Raw genomic sequence first — 15,241 nt, 5'->3', positions numbered from 1 at the left:
ATGGCCGACATGCTTTCCGACGGCAACATCAAGGTCAGCTTCGTGCCGACGATCGTGAACATCGGCGCCCCCACTGTCGCCGAGGTGACCGCGGGCACGTCGCTGGAGTGCCTGATCATGTCCGACGGTCTGGACATCAGCACCGACGAATCCGTGACGTCCGCGCCGAAACTCTGCGAGACGATCGACGCCGAGCAGCCAGGCCGGTCGAAGACCACGATCCAGCTCACCTGTGTCCGCAAGGACACCCCGGCCGAAGACGTCGCCTGGACGCTGCTGCAGCGCGGCCTCACCGGCTACCTCGTCGTCCGCCGCGGCACCTCCATCGAAACCGCGTTCGCCGCGGCCGACCCGGTCGAGGTCTACCCGGTCAAGGCCGGCGTGCGGCGCCCGATCAAGCCCGAAGCGAACGGCGTGGAGAAGTTCATGTCGCAGCTGTACAACACCGCGGCGTCCGAGCTCGACGGGGTCGTCGCCGCCTGATCTCCGGGCCGCCCGACAACTCGGCTCCGTCGGGCGGCCCGGACCTTCCTCGCGTGGAGCCGAGAGGAGCCGAGGAGACCACTGTGGACATCGACACGATGCTCGCGGGCGCGAAACTGCCGGAGGAAATCGTTCCGCTGTGCCTGCGGCCGGACCTGCGGGACCGGTGGCAAGACCTGAACAACCAGCTCATGACCACGCGAACGGGCCGCAACACCATGGCACCGACGACGGGTGAGAAAGAGCTCGCGCAGAAGATCAAGGCTCTCGAGGCCGAGATCGCCGAAAACACGATGACGGTGCTGATGCGCGGCCTGAGGCATGAGCCGTGGGCGAAGCTCGTGGCTGAGCACCCGCCGAGGATGGACAAGCCCGGCGATCAGCAGTCGGGGTTCAACGTCGACACGTTCATCCCCGCGCTGGTGCGCGCGCAGATCGTCGAGCCGGAACTGTCGGAAGCGCAGTTCGACAAGCTGGTCGACGTCATCACCCAGGCGCAGTGGGATGACCTCGCGAACGCGGCGTACTCCCTCGGCCGTGGAGACCGGAACCGCCCGGTTTTCAGCCAGGCCGCGTCGCAGTTGATTCCCGACTCCGGCGACACCTCGCGGCAGCAGCCCGGCTCGGGATCTCCCCGTCGCGCTTCGAAGGCGAAGAGCCCCAAGAGCTGACCGAGCACCACTACGACGACGAAGGCCGGCTGATCCGGTCGGTCACCACCCGCACTCCGGAGTGGACAGAGACAGACCGGTCGATGGTCCTCGCCTACCTCGACTTCGAACAGCTCAGCTGCGTCGGGTGCGGCGGCTACCTGCCCGAGACCACCGATGTCGAGAACGAGGGTCGGTACGTGGCCGAGCCGCCCGGCCGCTGCCACCGCTGCGACGCGATCGAGCGGCAGCGCAAGGAATACGAAGACGACGAGACCGTGCCGTTCCCGCGCGCGCTCGTCGTGTGGGTCGCGAACCTGAGGAGGCGGAATGGCTGACCGGACCGTCTCGGTGAAGCTGCGCGCGGATATCGCCGACTACGCCGCGAAGATGCGCGACGCCGGCAAGCTGACGCGCGACCTCGAGTCCGCTGGCCGAGACCTCCGGAAAGCCCTCGACGACGAGGCCGACGCCGCCGACCGGGTGAAGGTGTCCGAGGCGAAGCTGGACGAGGTCCGCAAGAACTCCAAATCGACGGTGGCGCAACTGGCCGCCGCCGAGGCGGAACACGCCTCGAACCTGCGCAAGTCCGAGGCCGCCGTGCTGCGGACCAAAGAGGCCACCCAGCAGTACGCGGCAGCGCAGAAGAAGGCCGCGACCGACGTCGACAACTCCGGCCGACAGATGGAGCAGACCGTCAGCCGTGTCGCCGCCCGCGCGAACGCCGCCTTCGATGCCAAGCTGTTCGCTGGCCTGTCGGTGGGCCTTCCCGCCGCGGCCGCGCTCGGCGCTGCGGGAGTCACCGCGGCACTTGGCCTGATCCCCGCGCTAATCGTCGGGCTCAGCGCGAAGTTCCTCATCTTCAACGACCAGGTCACCAACTCGTTCGGGAACCTCGCCGACGACGTGCAGAACGACGCTTCGCGCATGGCCGCCGTCCTCGACGGCCCGCTCGTCGACTCGGCCGACCGGCTGCGCGCCTCCTACGAGAAGATCCGCCCGGAGATCGAGGACGTGTTCGCCGGCAGCGTCCCGGCGGTCGAACAGCTCACTGGGGCTGCGACCGACTTCGCCGAGAATGCGATGCCGGGTGTCGTGGCGTCCGTGACACGGTCCCAGCCAGTCCTCATCGGCCTGCGCTCGCTGCTCGGCGACACGGGCGCCGGCCTGTCGGACTTCCTCATCGGGCTGTCGGACGGCTCGCAGGCGGCGGGGCAGGACCTCGAGACCCTGGGCCACATCGTCCGCGACCTCGAGGGGTTCCTGGGAACGTTCCTGGCGAACCTCGCGCAGGGCGGCAACGGGCCGCTGACGCAGTTCCGCGGCACCCTCAACCAGCTCGAAGCGATGCTGCTCACGGTCAGCTCAACCGGGATGCCGGCGCTGCAGGGCGCCACCGGCGGGTTCCTCGGCACCGTGTCGGGTGGCCTGGCGGTCGTGCAGACCTTCGTCGGACTGCTCGGGTCCTGGGCTGCGCCGCTCGCACAGGCCGGCGGGTCGATGCTGGCCACCAACTCGATCGCGAAACTGTTCGGCACCTCACTGTCCGAGACGGGGTTCGGGCTGAAGGCGTTGACGCCGCTGCTCGACGAGAACGGCAACCGAACCACGGCGTTCAAGCAGGCCATGTCCGCGGCAGACTCGGCCGGAACCAGCAAGTTCAAGGCTGGCATCTCCTCCCTCGCTTCGGGCGGCTTCAACCCGCTGGGGATCGCGCTGATCGCCGGCGGCGCGCTGCTCGACGCGTGGGGCAAGAGCGCGCAGGACGCAGCCACGCGCGCTGCCGAGCAGCGCCAGTCCGTGGCCGACCTCACCCAGGCTTACCTCGAGGACAACAACGCGATCGGCGCGAACGTGCGCGCTGCCACGCAGAAGGCGCTGTCGGACAAGAACGCGTTCACCAACAGCCTGCTGTTCGGGTCATCCCTGCAGCAGACGTCTGCGGCCGCGCTCGGCGGCGGCGCCGCGCTCGACGCGTACAACGATAAGGCGAAGAACTACATCGTTCAGCTTCTGTCAGGTAGCCGTGCCAACCGGCAGATGACGCCCGAGATCCTGCAGGCCGCTGACGCGTTCGCCAAGCAGGGCGGCAACGCCGCGGATCTGGTGAACAACCTCTCCGCGGTGCGGCTGCACAGCCTGAACCTGACGGACGCCCAGAAGGAACAGCTGGTCCGCACGCTGGACGGGATCACCGCCACCAACGCGGAAGCTCGCGCCAACGACGACGCGGCGAAGAAGGCGCAAGCCCTGGCCGACGCCCAGAAGCAGGTCGAGTCGGCGATCGCGCGCGGGACCACGCCGGCGATGTACGCCGCCGAAGTCGCGGCGGGCAGTCTCGCTGCCGCGTGGACGACCCTGGACAAGACCGGCGTCGACGTGGCCTCAGCGGGACAGGCGATCATCGACGCGATGCGCACCCTCGCGGGGCAGACGCCGTCAATCGAGGAAGCACTGCAGCACTGGAACGACGACCTGCGCGGCATCGGGGACGCGTTCAAGAAACTCAACCTCAAGGGCCACAGCAAGGACCTTGTCGACGCCGCCGGGGCGATCAACACCACGTCTGAAGCGGGATCGAAGCTGCAGGACACCGTCGAGCAGGGCGCGACCGACCTCGCCACCTACGCGCAGTCCCTGAAGGACGGTGGCGCGTCAGCCGACGAGATCACCGCGAAGCTCGGCCCGATGCGCAACGCGTTCGCGAAGCAGCTGACCGATCTCGGGCTGAACGACAAGCAGGTCCAGCAGATCATGCAGCACTACGGCCTGATCCCAAAGGACATCGTCACCCAGCTCGGCCTCGAAGGTGACACCGAGACGCACGAGAAGATCTCGGGAATCATCAAGGACCTCGGGTCCGTGCCGGACAACAAGGGCGTCGAAGTCACCGCGTTGACGAAGGAAGCCGAGAGCGCGCTCACCACCCTCGGATATCAGGTGGTCGCGCTCCCGAACGGCAAGTTCCAGGTCTTCGCCGACACAACCGCGGGCCAGCACGCGGCGGACGTGCTGCGCACGAACATCAACCAGACCAAGGGCACGGTCACCGTCTACGGCGACGCCGACCCAGCCACCGGGGCGGTCGCGAACTGGAAGACGGAGACGACTCGCACCATCGGCAAGACGACGGTGACGACGGACATCAGCCCAGCCACCGGGCAGGTGCGCCAGTGGGAGTCCACGACGGACAAGACCGGCGCGGTCACCACCACGTTCTCCACGACCAACCCGGCGACGGGCGAAGTGCAGCGGTGGAAGCGCAACACCGACGGCACGTGGGCGACGGTGAACGTGAACGCGAACGCCGGCCCGGCATTCGCCATCCTCAACCAGCTCACCACGCCGCGGACGGTGCAGATCACCTACCGTGCCTCGGGGCCGTCGGCGATCGGCGGCGTGCAGATCCGCACGTCGCGGATGAACGCCGACGGCGCGCTGTACCGGGCGAACATCGGCATGGCCGACGGTGGGCTCGTGCCAACCTCGGCGAACCGACTCAGCAACAGGGGGGAGGTCGCGCGGCCCGGAACGCTGAAGTGGGCGGGCGACGCGAAGGTCGACGAGATCTTCGCGCCGCTCAACGGGTCGGCCCGGACCGCGGGCCTGCTCACGCAGGGCGCGATCCACGAAGGACTGCTCTCGCCGAACGGCGCGTGGCTCGGCGGCGGCGTGCAGCAGCAGATCCTCGGCGGTGCCGCATCCGTGCAGCAGATCACCCCACGCATCGTCATCCAGGCCCCGCCAGCCGTCGCAAAAAGCGGGCGTCCCGAGGGAGCGAACGTCACGATCAACACCGCGCAGACCGATCCCAACCGGCTCGCCGCGGCGATGGTGAGCGCGCTCGCGTGGCAGCTTCGGTGAGGGGAGACATCTCGTGGTGCTGACCGATCCGATGCAGGTGACGTTCACGATCGGTGGGTGGGCGGCCGGCGGCACCGACGAGTTCGGGTGCCGCTGGTCGGTGCTGACCAACACGTTGTTCTACGGCACGGCCCAGAAGACACACGCCAACGAGCGGCCGTTCGGGATCGGCGGCTACCGGTCCCGCTCCTACGCGGCGGGGCGCTCGTTCACCCTGCAGGGCTGGTGCATGCCGATGGCCGATCCCTCGTGGCCGCTGCTCGTGGCCGCGCGGGATCGGCTGGTGAGCGTGCTTGCCGATGGTGGGTCCGGATTGCTGGTCGTCGACGACGGGGTTTCGCCCCGGCAGCTCACGATCGGCCGCGACGAGGGCGCGCCGAAGTGGGAGGTGTGGGACGCCAACGCCGGCGCCGACTGGGGACTCGACTTCTACGCCGAGGACCCGCGGTTCCTGTCCCTCGTGGAGCGCACGGCGCAGGCGTCGCTGTCGAACGCGGCGGCCGACGGTCTCGACTGGGGCAACGGCGGTCTGGATTGGGCCAACGGCGGTCTGGACTGGGGCGCGAGCGCCGTGAACAACGTGCTGTCGATGACCAACACCGGCACCGCGCCGGAGTGGCCGGTGCTCACGATCACCACGGCATCAGCCGCGTCGGATCTCGCGTTCACCGACCTGGCCACCGGTCGTGTCCTGGGCTACACGGGGTCGATCGTGGCCGGGCAGACGCTGCGCATCGACTGCTCCCCGTTCACCACTTCGCCGGCCGCGCTGGACGGCATCGACCGGACCGGGGCACTCACCTCGGCCGACTTCATCGAAATCCCACCGGGCGCCACCAGGTCCGTGCAGTTCAGCGGCGTGGGGGACGCCACCGTCGTCGCGACCTGGCACGACGCCTACAACTGACAGAGAGGGGCTCCGATGGCGGTCGTCAATGCTGACGGTGACGGTTTCTGGTCCGCGATGCCGAACGGGTCGCGGGTCAACAACGCTCGCCAGGGCCGTGCTCTGGTCCAGAGCCTGTTCCTTGGCGGCACAACCACGACCCCGCTGGCCGCGGTGCGGTCGGGGGTGATCCCGACCGTGTCGGACGGGACGTTCGCTTACGACGGGCGCGTCACGGTCCAGTCTGGCCGGACCTTGAACGTGAACCCGGTCGCTGCGGTGATCGGCCGCTCGGGGCAGGGCGGCTACCTCGCGTGGACGCTGCCGCCGGCGAAGACGGTCACCTGCGACACCCCGCCAGCGACCAACCCGCGTAACGACATCGTGGTTGCGCGGGCCTACGACACCACGCTGTCGGATGTTATCCAGGGCGGCGGCGTGATCCCGCTGCGGCACGAGATCATCACCGGCACGCCCGGCGCGGTCCCGGTTGATCCGGTCTCCTGGGACAGCCTTGGCCTGATCACGTCGTTCCCGGGCGCCGGCGGCGGCGTGGGGATCCCGCTGGCCCGTGCGCAGGTGTCGACGTCGGGCACGGTGACCATCACCGACCTGCGTCGCTCCACGGGTTTACTCGGCGGCGTGCGGGTGCTGCTGCCCGGCGACAGCCTGTCGGATCCGTCGTTCATGCCCAGCGACATGCGCTGGTTTAACGGGCTCGACATCTGGGACGGCACGAAGTGGAACCCCGTGTGGCGGACCACGACCCCGCTCGGTGTGCTCGGTGTGCACCGGCCTACCGCGGCGGTGAGCTCATCAGGCACCACCGAGAAAGTCGCGTGCTTCGTGACCGCCACGTTGGTGTCGGGGCGTCGATACAAGGCCACGTGGAACGGTGACCTGTCCTCGTCCAACTCGAACACCAACAACCTCACCAACGTCAACCCCGCGTTGATCAGGCTGCGGTACAAGGCAGGCACCAGCTCGACCGCCGTCGACGGCACCCTTTTCGAGGCGCGGGACCTGTCGGGGTTGTCCAACGGCTACAACGTGCCGGCCGACCTCTTCGGCGACTTTGTCGCGCCCAGCAGCGGGCAGTACACGGTCTCGGCGACGATCTGCGCCGCGACCTCCGCGGCGGGCAACGTCACCCAGGCGTACAACGCGACCGGGCATCTGCCGAAGCTGATCGTCGAAGACATCGGGATCTAGAAGGGAGCCATCATGCCGCTGTTCATCAGCCGCCCGCGCGGCGAGAACTACGTGCAGTGGACAGGGTCCAACCTGCACGAGATCCAGACCATGCCGAACTCCGCGTTCAGCAACCACCAGGTCGCCGAGGACGGGACGCTCACTATGGACGGCGGCGTCGTCGGGTCCTACACCGTGCCCGTCGGAGACTGGGTTGCCACCGGGTTCGTGGTGACCGCCGCCGACTTCGCCACGAACTACCAAGCGATCCCGCCCGAAGCGAACTGGGCATGGAGCCAGGCCAGCTCGTGACGACCGAACGCGAATACACGGCCCTCGCCTACGACACCGTCACTGGGCGCGTGCTCTACGACCTCGACCTCGTCGCCGAGCCGGAATGGTCGGCCCAGATCAACGACACCGGCGACGGGAAGATCAGCGTCCCGCTCGACGGCGGACCGCGCACCGTACGGGCGCGTGAGTGGGCCGTGCCGGACAAGTTCTCTATTGCCGTGCTGCGCGGCGTCGAGGTGGCGCAGGCCGGGCCGATCACTCCGTACCAGCCCGACGACGAGAACCCGGTGCTGTCGGTGGCGTTCAAGGGGATCTGGGACATCCTCGACCGGCGTGTGCTGCACAACGCCGCGTGGAACCCCGCCGCCGGACAGCGGCTCACCGACCCGTCCTCGGACATCAACCTCACGAACTCGCTGCCGAACCTCGCGCGCGAGCTGGTGAACCACGCGATCAACATGCAGTTCATCTCCGGGTCGAACCTCCCGATCGACCTTCCCGCGCTCGACCCGGCCGGCGGCGACAACGTACGGAACTACCACGGCTACGACATGGCGCCGTTCGGGCAGCGGCTGCGGGAGCTCACGCAAGTCGACAGCGGCCCGGACGTGCTGTTCCAGCCGTACCTCACCGTCGTCGACGGCGAGCGGTTCATCCGTCACCGGTTGCTGATCGGCGACCCCTACCTCACCCAACCCGGCGTGGACATGCGGTTCTTCTACAACCGAACCCTCACGAAGATGTCCGTTGCCGGCGGGACCACGGCGAGCGCGAGCCGCACGTTTGTGAAGGGATCCGGCAACGAGGCCGGCCAGCTGTACGGCACCGCCACTGCGGACGACCTCATCGCCGCCGGCTGGCCGCTGGTCGACTACGTCGACACCAACCACACCGACGCCACCGCGCAGTCCACCCTGGACAGCTGGGCACAGGCCGACGTCGACCTCTACAGCAAGCTCCCCGAGCAGTGGCAGGCCACCGTGCTCGCCGACGCCGACCCGCCCTTCGGCACGTACAGCCCAGGCCACTTCGCGACTTACTCCGTGCGCGGGCACCACTGGCTTCCCGACGGCGAGTACCGGTGGCGGATGGTCGGCATGTCCAAGTCCTCGAGCACGCCGCGCGATCGCGTCGACCACCAGCTGCAGGCCATCCGCGCAGCCTAGGAACGGAGGTGGCCGATGGTCGCTCAGCAGCCGGTCGAACGCCCCCAAACGCCCGACCCGCTGATCAACCGGATCAACGACCTGCAGCGGCAGATCGACGCGCTGAGCCGGCAGTCGAAGTACCCGTTCGTCATCGGCCACGACGGCGAGCAGGACTTCGCCGTCGTCCCGGACCCGAACGACCCAGATGACAACGCGAGGGTCGTGATCGGCAACGGCGCCGGCGGAGTGGTTCTCGAGACCTTCTACTCGACGGTCTACGGCGGCAAGGCCGCGCGGATGGTCGACCTGCAGGGCGTGCAGATGTGGGCGCACGACGAGCTCGCCGGGTACGGCCTGTCGCACCCGTCGATGACCCTGGCGACCGGGCCCGCATTCTCGGGGTTCGGCAACGACCTGCTCGCCAACGGTGTCGAGACGACGATCGGACAGGGCGTCAACTTCGCCTACAACCCCGCGGTCCGGGTGACCGCGCTGGTGCGTCCGACAACAACAACCACCTGGAACTACAGGTGGAAGATCGACTACTTCGGAGGAGGCACCGTCTTCTCCGACCCGGTGATCGGCGTGACGAGCGGGCAGTTCTGCTCGGCGTCGCTGCTGCTCCCGGCCAGCGCCATGGCCCACCAGATCACCATGAGCCTGCTCGTCACCAACACCGGCGGCGCGCAAGGGTTCTTCTACGGCCACCAGCGGGGCTACGGAATCTCGATGGCCCAGTACAACATCGACAACGGACTGTGACCGTCCACTGTGAACGAAAGGGGTGGGCGTGAGTGATCTGGCGTCGCTGCTCCCCGGCATCGCATCCATCATCAGCGCGATCGGCGGCGTCTGGCTCGGCGCCTACGCCATCAGGCGCGGATCGAAGCGGGAACGTCGGCGCACCGCAGAGAAGGTCATCGACCGGGTGCTCGGCGACGACGAGGACGACGAAGACGACGACCGAAGCGCGGCGGTCGCCGAGCTTCTCGAGGAACTGCTCAAGCGTCGAGAAGGTGACTCATGACGGGTGAGATCGACCGCACCATCGTCCAGCCGGCCGCCGACGCCGGCCGCGACAGCCGGGCGCACTGGCAGCTGTGGCTCGGCCTCGCGCTGCTACTCGCCCCGATGGCGTTCCTGGCGGTGTCGTTCTTCGCGCAGCACGGGCAGATCACCCAGCTGCAGCAGACCAGCGACAGCCGCGCGGTCGACGTGGGGAAGCTCGCGCAACAGGTGAAGAGCCTCGGCGCCACCCCCGTCGTGCAGGCACCCTCGCCAGCGGCCGCTGCGGTCGACCCGGATCAGCTGCGCGCCGCCGCGCGCTCGGCCGTCGACGACTACTGCTCGACGCGCGACCAGTGCCGCGGGCCGGACGGCATGACGCCCGACTTCGACGCGCTCACCAACGCAGTGCTCGCCCGGATCCCCATCCCCAAGGACGGGGCACCCGGAAAGGACGCACCCACCCCGGACGTGGCTGGCGCGGTCGCCGCGTACTGCGGGCAGGACAACGACCCGTGCCGCGGGCAGGCCGGCGCGAAGGGCGACACCGGCGACACCGGACCCGCGGGCGCGACTGGCGAGCCGGGCCCGGCATGCCCGGACGGCTACGAGCTGCGCGACGCGGTGATCACGGCACCAGACATGACCACCTACCAGGGCAAGGCCTGTGTGGACCCGAACTCGTCGGTGCCGCCGAGCCAGCCCGAACCCACGACCGGAGGCTGACCAATGCCCATTTTCGGCCACGACGTGAGCGACTACCAGAAGGGCATCGACGTGTCCCGGCTGGCGGCTCGCTTCATCATCGCGAAGTCCTGCCAGGGCGCCGGGAGTGAGTACGGCACGAGCAAGGCCAGCACGTACGCGACGCACAAAGCGAACGCGCGCAAGGGCGGCAAGCTGTTCGGCGCCTACGTCTACCTCGGCAACGGCATCACGCCGGCGGCCAACGCGGCGCTGCACGCCAGCGTGGAGCCGGACCGCACCATCCCCGTGATGCTCGACTGGGAGAAGGGCTCGGGGAACGTCGCGTTCCTGCGCGCGTGCGTGGACGCGTTCCAGGCGGCTGGCTACCACGTGTTCCTGACCTACGCGCCCAAGTGGTACCTCACCGGGGACGGCGGGGGCGGCTCGCTGGCCGGCCTGCCGCCGCTGTGCAGCAGCCGGTACCCCGACTACGTGACGCGCTCGGTGGCCGCCGCCTACGCCGCCCGCACGAGCTCGGCGTGGGAGGGCTACGGCGGAAACACGGTGGCCGTACTCCAGTTCACCAGCAGCGGCCGGGACGCGGCCTACCCGAACGTGAATCTCGACTGCCTCGCGTTCAACGGCACCGACGCCGAGCTGGCCGCGCTGTTCGGCGCGGCCGGAGGAAGCACCGGCGGTGGGACCCCCGCGCCGGCAGACCAGGAGGACAACCCCGTGCAGCTCGAACCCGGAAACAAGTCCACGTCAATCTCGTGCAAGGGCGCCAAGGAACTGGTGATCAGCGTCGCGTACGACTCGCTGAAGATCCACCAGTGCGTCTTTTTCGGCGCGTACGGCAAGGCAGGGGACAACAACCTGCTGAAGGAAGTGGCTCCCTCGAACGGCGTGGTCACCGACCACTACCCGTGGGTGGTCCCTGTTCCCGCGGGGGCGCTCTCGTGCTCCCTGTGGTGGGAGCTCGTCGGTCCGGACCACGGCGCGTCCGTGCAGCTGGTGTTCTGATGACCGCCCCCGAACCCCCGGCCAACCGCTGGCGGAAGCTCGCCGCGTGGGCGCGTACGGCGCCCGGTCGCTACCGCAAGGCGCTCGCGGGCCTGTGGGGCTACCTCACCGTGCCCGTGGTGGTGCTGATCGCCCACCTCGCGGGCTGGGACATGGACGCCGACACCGCGCTGCTCGTGATCGGCATCGGCTCGGCGGTGCTCGGCACCGGCGCCGTCGCCGCCGCGAAGCCCAACGACAACACCCGCCCGGCGCCCGCGGTCGACCCGCTGATCGCCGAAGACGTCAACCGCACCCCGATCACCCCGGTCCCCCCGAAGGAGTAGGCCATGGCCACCCGTCTCCCCGACCTCTCCCAGCAGGCGGCGGCCGACGCCGTCGTCGACCGCACCGACGCCGGCGGCGCCGGCTCGTTGAAGATCTACAGCGGCACCCAGCCCGCCGACGCCGACACCGCGCCGTCGGGCACGCTGCTCGTCAGCATCGCGCTCGCCGCCACCGCGTTCGGGTCGGCCAGCAGCGCGGGCACGGCGAGCCTGGCGTCGACCCCGCGCAGCGGCACAGGCGTCGCGGCGGGCACGGCGGGCTGGTACCGCGTTGTGTCCGGCGGTGGGGCGACGGTCTACGACGGCGCGGTCGGCAGCGGCGAGCTCGTGCTCGACAACACCAGCATCGCCGTCGGCCAGACCGTCAACATCAACTCGCTGACGTACACGCAGCCCGGGACCTGATCCGATGGCGGCCACCAGCGACGCCGCCACCGACCGCGTCAGCCGCACCACGGCGCCGTCGCTGGCCAGCGTTACCTTCTGCTGCTGGGCCCGCGTCAACGCCGTGCACGCGGGCAACCTGTTCCACCCGATGATCAGGGTCGAAGCCGGTGGCGGCACCGCCGCGATCTACTCCTTCCGCGGTACCAACGGACGCACCCCTACGTTGTACTCGTCGTCGAGCACCACGGGCATCTCGACCGCCGAGCAGGCGCTGTCCACGTGGGTGTTCCTCGCATTCACCATGAACAGCGGCCCCGCGCAGGTGTTCGCCGGCACCACGCCGGGGTCCCTGACGAAGACGACCGGGACCGTGAACACCGCGGGCACACCGGACACCATCACCCTGTTCAGCCGCTCGCCCAGCGACGGGTCGGAATGGCTCGAAGGCTCGATGGCCTACGTCCGGATGTGGACCGCCGTGCTCTCCGACGCTGAGCTCGCTGCCGAGTCGGCGTCGACAACCCCGGTGCGCACGTCCGGGCTGTGGGCGAACTGGCCACTCGCCGCGGCCTCCCTCGCCGACGCCTCCGGCAACAGCCGCCCGCTCACCGCGGGCAGCACCGCCCTCGCTGCGGACACCGACCCGCCGCTGTCGGGCGCCATCACCGGCAACGGCGCGGCGGTCGCACCATCCGCGCGCGCCGTGGGCGCCGGGGCGGTTGTCGTGTCCGCCAACGGTGCCGCGGCCGCCGCCTCGGCAACCGCGAGCGGAAACGGCGCCGCGCTCGTCTCGGTAACTGGAACCGCGGCCGCTCCACGGGCCACCGCCGCGGGCGCCGGCTCGGCTCTCGTTGGCGCGTCTGGGGCGGCGACCGCGCTACCGTCCACCGCGGTCGGGCTCGGCGCCGTGCTCGTCAGCGGCGCGGGCACGGCGGTCGCACCCGCTGCGGTAGCAGCCGGCACCGGCGGTCTCGTCGAGCCCATCACCGGCGACGGCACCGCGGTCGCGCCCGCCGCGCGCGCCGCGGGGCTCGGCGCCGTCGTCATCATCGGGCACGGCGCCGCGGTCGCACCGGCCGCGGTCGCGCACGGCAGCGGCGGCGGCACCATCCACGTCGCCGCCGAGCCGCGCCTGACTGTGCAGCCGAACCTCGCCACCCTCGCGATCCGAGGAAGCACGGCGACGCTGACCATCGACCAGGGGGGAACCGAATGACCAGCATGCAGATGAAACAGCACGACCTCGAGCCCGCGCTCGTGCTGATCGCCGAGGACGCGGCGGGGGAGGCGGACCTGTCGCAGGTGGTGTCCTGGCGAATCCTCGGCAAGCTCGCCGGCGAGCTCGTCGTCGACGGGCCACCGGACTCCGCCGTGGTCGACCCGACCAACCCGTCGCGCGTCACGCTCACCCGGGCGTGGGAGACGGGGGAGACGTCCGCGCTCGGCGAGATGCGGATCGAGGCCGAGGCCATGTGGCCCGGCGCTCGGCCCCAGACATTCCCGCCCGCGTCCTACGAGATCGTCAGGTTCTACGCCGACCTCGGCTGACGAACGCCCCACCTGCACAACGAGGGCCCCCGCGCTACGGCGCGGGGGCCTCTTTTCGTGCCTGAGGGGAACTCTGAGGGCTATCCCACGATCCGGCGGTAGAGGGCGATGAGCGTGACAACGACGAACGCGGCCGCGGCGGTGGTGGCCACCATGTCGAACACGACCCACAAGATGGTGCCGGCGCCGTCGCCCTGCCCGTCGCGGTACCAGCTGGCGTGGAACGCCCAGTACGTGAGCGCGGCGGCCAGGGTGATCACCAGGCGGAGCACGATGACGAACATCGGGGCCGACTGCCGGCTGCGGTTGATCGTCTCGGACATCGAATCTCCTGGGTGAGTTGGGCTCTGCCTTGGTGACTCGCGTTGATCAAGCAACCCGTTACAAGCACCACGCCCCGACATCGGGGAGTCGGGGCGTCGGCAGGAGGCTGCGCTCAGTCGCGTACGCAGGTCTGGAGGCCGAGTGATCGCCAGCCAGGCGGGCAGTCCGGCACGTGGTAGTGGATGCAGCAGTAGATGATGAACCCCACGAGCAGCCCCAGTGACGGGATGCCCCAGCGCAGCCACCAGCGCCAGAGGCACGGGCGCTCGCCGCAGTGCGGCATCTCGCCTTCCCACGCCGTGGTGCCGTGAGTGCACGTGGGCGTGAACCAGCCGGTTTTCTCGGTGGGCGCGTAGAGGTGTGCCCGACGTTCCTCGGGCGTCTCCTTCGTGCTTCGGTGGGTGGTCGCCACTACTGCCCGCAGTGGCATTCTCCGCAGATGACGCAGAACTGCGCCCTCTTGGCGTGCTGGCAGGGGTGGTCGAAGCCGAGCACACGGCGGACCAGGTTGCGCAGGCGCTGAGTCACGATGGGAATCCTATCTGTGATTTCACGGTTGGGGACACCACGCCCCGACAACGATCATCGGGGCGTGGGCCCTGTACCCGCCCCAGTGCTTCACGGGTACAGCTTTGGGAACCCGGCCGGCGCGGTGACGGGGGAACCAACCGCACCGGCCGGGTATGAGGGGCCGGCGGCGCGGATTGGGGGTTCCGCCGGTCCCTGCTGGAACCCGGGCCGCGCGCCGGTGTCGGGGCACGGCGCGCGGCCCGGGAAATCAGGGGGTGTCGTCGGTCTCGTCGGGTTCCACGGCGGTGTCGACCGTGACACCGTCTGCGGTCTCGCTGACCTCGGTGCCGTCGTGGCGGATCCACACGCTCATCGGCGCGCTTCCCGGAAGCAGGTGCGGCAGTCGCGCGACGTGTCGCGGTCGGGGCCGAGCTCCTGGGACAGCTCGGAGCGGAACGCCCACCGGTTGGGGATGACGAAGCTGCTCAGCGTGCAGTTCGGGCTGAGCGTGTGCCGCGCGAGGTCGTCGATGTGCGACCGCAGGTACCGGTGGTTGCGGGTGTCGCCGGCCCAGAAGTGGATCGCGAATTCGTCCGGCCAGACGACGGCATGGCGGGGCTGGGCCATGGTGGTCATGCCTGCTCTCCTCGCTGCGCGCGGCGGATGAGGTCGAGCTGGGCTTGCTGCAGGTTCACGGTCACGGCCGCGGCAGTCTCGAAGGAATCGGGGTCGGCGATGACTGCGCTGGGCCCGTCGTCGACGCTGAGGGCGACGACTTCGACGCCGCGCTCGTCGGTGGTGATTCCGGTGGTGACGTCGATCGCGCGGCCGGTGGTGTCCACCGTCCGGACGGTGCGTTCGTTGCGCCATCCTCGTGTCATCTGCTTGCCCCCGAGCGTTAGGGTGATCTTGCGT

20 protein-coding genes are annotated in these 15,241 nt (G+C 69.5%); 16 read left to right on the top strand and 4 right to left on the bottom strand.

Translation table 11 applies throughout. The features are described from left to right. The 16 genes from ACFY1H_RS46800 (at position 1) to ACFY1H_RS46725 (ending at position 13,492) form a co-directional block, all read left to right on the top strand. Positions 1 to 483 carry a hypothetical protein gene (locus tag ACFY1H_RS46800; RefSeq protein WP_386956408.1) on the top strand — a complete coding sequence of 161 codons (483 nt, stop codon included), beginning with the start codon at positions 1 to 3 and terminating at the stop codon, positions 481 to 483. A 53-nt stretch (positions 484 to 536) separates the two neighbouring features. Next, a complete protein-coding gene (locus tag ACFY1H_RS46795; RefSeq protein ID WP_386956407.1) occupies positions 537 to 1,154 on the top strand; it encodes a hypothetical protein in 618 nt (205 codons plus the stop codon). Positions 1,155 to 1,237: 83 nt separating this feature from the next. After that, positions 1,238 to 1,471 carry a hypothetical protein gene (locus ACFY1H_RS46790; protein WP_386956406.1) on the top strand — a complete coding sequence of 78 codons (234 nt, stop codon included), beginning with the start codon at positions 1,238 to 1,240 and terminating at the stop codon, positions 1,469 to 1,471. Next, positions 1,464 to 4,997 carry a hypothetical protein gene (locus tag ACFY1H_RS46785; RefSeq protein WP_386956405.1) on the top strand — a complete coding sequence of 1,178 codons (3,534 nt, stop codon included), beginning with the start codon at positions 1,464 to 1,466 and terminating at the stop codon, positions 4,995 to 4,997. The genes ACFY1H_RS46790 and ACFY1H_RS46785 overlap by 8 nt, the downstream gene beginning before the upstream one ends. A gap of 13 nt (positions 4,998 to 5,010) precedes the next feature. Continuing rightward, positions 5,011 to 5,904, top strand: a complete 894-nt coding sequence (locus tag ACFY1H_RS46780) for a phage distal tail protein (RefSeq protein WP_386956404.1) — start codon at positions 5,011 to 5,013, stop codon at positions 5,902 to 5,904. 15 nt (positions 5,905 to 5,919) lie between these two features. Next, positions 5,920 to 7,095: a hypothetical protein gene (locus ACFY1H_RS46775; protein ID WP_386956403.1), complete on the top strand. Its 1,176-nt coding sequence runs from the start codon at positions 5,920 to 5,922 to the stop codon at positions 7,093 to 7,095. A gap of 12 nt (positions 7,096 to 7,107) precedes the next feature. Beyond that, complete coding sequence (locus tag ACFY1H_RS46770; protein WP_386956401.1) at positions 7,108 to 7,386, top strand: hypothetical protein; 279 nt, start codon at positions 7,108 to 7,110, stop codon at positions 7,384 to 7,386. Then, positions 7,383 to 8,534 carry a hypothetical protein gene (locus tag ACFY1H_RS46765; protein WP_386956400.1) on the top strand — a complete coding sequence of 384 codons (1,152 nt, stop codon included), beginning with the start codon at positions 7,383 to 7,385 and terminating at the stop codon, positions 8,532 to 8,534. The genes ACFY1H_RS46770 and ACFY1H_RS46765 overlap by 4 nt, the downstream gene beginning before the upstream one ends. A gap of 15 nt (positions 8,535 to 8,549) precedes the next feature. After that, the gene (locus ACFY1H_RS46760) at positions 8,550 to 9,278 is read left to right on the top strand and encodes a hypothetical protein (RefSeq protein ID WP_386956399.1); all 729 of its coding nucleotides are present in this window, start codon (positions 8,550 to 8,552) and stop codon (positions 9,276 to 9,278) included. Positions 9,279 to 9,306: 28 nt separating this feature from the next. Next, complete coding sequence (locus tag ACFY1H_RS46755; RefSeq protein WP_386956398.1) at positions 9,307 to 9,543, top strand: hypothetical protein; 237 nt, start codon at positions 9,307 to 9,309, stop codon at positions 9,541 to 9,543. Next, entirely contained in the window at positions 9,540 to 10,247 is a 708-nt protein-coding gene (locus ACFY1H_RS46750; protein ID WP_386956397.1) for a hypothetical protein, read from the top strand. The genes ACFY1H_RS46755 and ACFY1H_RS46750 overlap by 4 nt, the downstream gene beginning before the upstream one ends. Before the next feature lie 3 nt (positions 10,248 to 10,250). Next, positions 10,251 to 11,231 carry a lysozyme gene (locus ACFY1H_RS46745; RefSeq protein ID WP_386956396.1) on the top strand — a complete coding sequence of 327 codons (981 nt, stop codon included), beginning with the start codon at positions 10,251 to 10,253 and terminating at the stop codon, positions 11,229 to 11,231. Beyond that, a complete protein-coding gene (locus tag ACFY1H_RS46740) occupies positions 11,231 to 11,557 on the top strand; it encodes a hypothetical protein (protein ID WP_386956395.1) in 327 nt (108 codons plus the stop codon). The genes ACFY1H_RS46745 and ACFY1H_RS46740 overlap by 1 nt, the downstream gene beginning before the upstream one ends. A 3-nt stretch (positions 11,558 to 11,560) precedes the next feature. Continuing rightward, positions 11,561 to 11,962 carry a hypothetical protein gene (locus ACFY1H_RS46735; RefSeq protein ID WP_386956394.1) on the top strand — a complete coding sequence of 134 codons (402 nt, stop codon included), beginning with the start codon at positions 11,561 to 11,563 and terminating at the stop codon, positions 11,960 to 11,962. A 4-nt stretch (positions 11,963 to 11,966) separates the two neighbouring features. After that, positions 11,967 to 13,160 (top strand): LamG-like jellyroll fold domain-containing protein, encoded by a 1,194-nt coding sequence (locus ACFY1H_RS46730; RefSeq protein WP_386956393.1) that lies wholly within the window; start codon positions 11,967 to 11,969, stop codon positions 13,158 to 13,160. After that, the gene (locus ACFY1H_RS46725; RefSeq protein WP_386956392.1) at positions 13,157 to 13,492 is read left to right on the top strand and encodes a hypothetical protein; all 336 of its coding nucleotides are present in this window, start codon (positions 13,157 to 13,159) and stop codon (positions 13,490 to 13,492) included. The genes ACFY1H_RS46730 and ACFY1H_RS46725 overlap by 4 nt, the downstream gene beginning before the upstream one ends. Positions 13,493 to 13,572: 80 nt before the next feature. On the opposite strand, the gene ACFY1H_RS46720 is transcribed toward ACFY1H_RS46725, so the two are convergent. The 4 genes from ACFY1H_RS46720 to ACFY1H_RS46705 all read right to left on the bottom strand — a co-directional run bounded on the left by ACFY1H_RS46720 (position 13,573) and on the right by ACFY1H_RS46705 (position 15,207). Further along, the gene (locus ACFY1H_RS46720; RefSeq protein WP_386956391.1) at positions 13,573 to 13,815 is read right to left on the bottom strand and encodes a hypothetical protein; all 243 of its coding nucleotides are present in this window, start codon (positions 13,813 to 13,815) and stop codon (positions 13,573 to 13,575) included. Positions 13,816 to 13,928: 113 nt separating this feature from the next. Then, complete coding sequence (locus ACFY1H_RS46715) at positions 13,929 to 14,246, bottom strand: hypothetical protein (protein ID WP_386956390.1); 318 nt, start codon at positions 14,244 to 14,246, stop codon at positions 13,929 to 13,931. 449 nt (positions 14,247 to 14,695) lie between these two features. After that, positions 14,696 to 14,962 (bottom strand): hypothetical protein, encoded by a 267-nt coding sequence (locus ACFY1H_RS46710; RefSeq protein WP_386956389.1) that lies wholly within the window; start codon positions 14,960 to 14,962, stop codon positions 14,696 to 14,698. After that, positions 14,959 to 15,207, bottom strand: a complete 249-nt coding sequence (locus ACFY1H_RS46705; RefSeq protein WP_386956388.1) for a hypothetical protein — start codon at positions 15,205 to 15,207, stop codon at positions 14,959 to 14,961. Before ACFY1H_RS46705 ends, ACFY1H_RS46710 begins: the two co-directional genes overlap by 4 nt. Between the last annotated feature and the right edge of the window lie 34 nt (positions 15,208 to 15,241).

The sequence above is a fragment of the Amycolatopsis sp. NPDC001319 genome, from assembly GCF_042896185.1.
In the GTDB taxonomy this organism is placed as follows: Bacteria; Actinomycetota; Actinomycetes; order Mycobacteriales; family Pseudonocardiaceae; genus Amycolatopsis.
The sequence above is the reverse complement of the archived record's forward strand: the minus strand, read 5'-3'. Positions and strand labels throughout refer to the sequence as shown.